1 protein-coding gene, 1 tRNA gene and 1 pseudogene are annotated in these 1,587 nt (G+C 75.0%); all 3 read right to left on the reverse strand.

What is annotated here, in order from left to right:
* Positions 1–899: L-seryl-tRNA(Sec) selenium transferase (gene selA / locus BN12_RS21620; protein WP_048556736.1), on the reverse strand; the 899-nt coding region annotated here is incomplete at its 3' end.
* A 140-nt stretch (positions 900–1,039) separates the two neighbouring features.
* A tRNA-Sec gene (locus tag BN12_RS21625) sits at positions 1,040–1,135 on the reverse strand.
* Between the two features lie 230 nt (positions 1,136–1,365).
* Positions 1,366–1,587: pseudogene (locus tag BN12_RS21630) on the reverse strand (NrfD/PsrC family molybdoenzyme membrane anchor subunit); the annotation flags it as partial.

Here is a 1,587-nt window from a genome sequence, read left to right on the forward strand (position 1 = left end):
ACGAGGTCGGCGCGCCCGAGGACGAGCCCCGCCTGCGGTCCGCCGAGCAGCTTGTCGCCGCTCGCGACGACGAGGTCGGCACCGGCCGTGAGCGCGGTCGCCGCGTCGGGCTCGTCCGGCACGGCCTCGTCGGGGCGCAGGAGCCCGCTCCCGAGGTCGGCGACGAGCGGTATGCCGTGCGTGCCGGCGATCTCCTGCAGCTCGGCGAGCGTCGCCTCGCTCGTGAACCCGGTGAGCCGGTAGTTGCTCGGATGCACCTTGAGGAGGCAGCCGGTCTCGGGCCCGAGGGCCTCGGCGTAGTCGTGCAGGTGGGTCCGGTTCGTCGTGCCGACCTCACGGAGCCGGGCACCGGTCGACGCGATGAGGTCGGGCAGCCGGAAGCCCGCCCCGATCTCGATGAGCTCGCCGCGGCTGACGACGACCTCGCGTCCCGCGGCGAGGGCGGTCGTCGCGAGGACGAGCGCCGCGGCCCCGTTGTTGACGACGAGCGCGTCGCCGGCCGCGGGACACGCCTGCAGCAGTGCCGCTCGGGTCGCCGCGCCCCGGCGGGACCGGAGCCCGGTCGCGAGGTCGAGCTCCACGTCGACGTACCCGCTCGCCGCGACGAGCGCCTCGACGGCGGCCTCGGAGAGCGGTGCCCGGCCGAGGTTCGTGTGGACGACGACGCCCGTCGCGTTGAGCACCGGACGCAGCGTCGACGCGGGCCGGCTGGCGACGGCGTCGACGACCGTCCGCTCGACGTCCTCCGGGTCCAGCTCACCGCGCCGGGCCCGGTCCTGGGCCTCGCGGACGAGGGAACGGACGACCTGGTCGCCGAGCCGCCGCCGGGCCGCGCCGACCTCGGCGATCGCCAGCAGCCGGTCGGTGCGTGGGATGCGCCGGCGCGGGTCCTCGCTCACGCCACCAGACTCCACATCACCAGACTCTATGCGTCGCCCGTGCCCCGGGGAGGGGGTGGCGGAGGCGGACGGGAATCGAACCCGCCTCGGGGACGGTGTGGCGGAGGCGGACGGGAATCGAACCCGCCTCGGGGACGGGGTGGCGGAGGCGGACGGGAATCGAACCCGCCAGGCCGAGCTGCTCGACCTCCTCGGTTTTGAAGACCGGGGGGACCACCAGGAACCCTGACGCCTCCGTGGCGGCCCAACCTAGCGAACGCCGCCCGCCTCCGCTCGCCGGGTGACCGGATCGCGCCGCCCGGTCGGACGGAGAAGTTGCGCGGGGACGGAGGAATTCCTCCGTCCCCGCGCAACTTCTCCGTCCACGTGAGGCCCGTCCAGGTGAGGCTCGTCCAGGTGAGGCTCGTCCACGTGAGGCTCGTCGGCGTGAGGCTCGTCCGCGCCGGCATGCCGGCGGATGGCGCGGTCAGCCCGCGGTCGTGATGGAGTCGTCGGTGATCCCCGCGGCTCGGCGGCCCTCGAGCCGCCGACGTTGCGGCTCGATCGTGTAGCGGGGGTCCTTGGCGGACTCGATGCCCGCCTCGAAGACGCCGAATCGGGTGAACGCCGAGGCGGCGAGCAGGCACAGCCCGGAGGCCACCGCGACGGGTCGGTACCGTCCGCCGAGGAGGGTCCCGACGGCGCCCGC

Origin of the sequence: Nostocoides japonicum T1-X7 (genome assembly GCF_001046855.1) — a bacterium.
Taxonomy (GTDB): Bacteria; Actinomycetota; Actinomycetes; order Actinomycetales; family Dermatophilaceae; genus Nostocoides; species Nostocoides japonicum.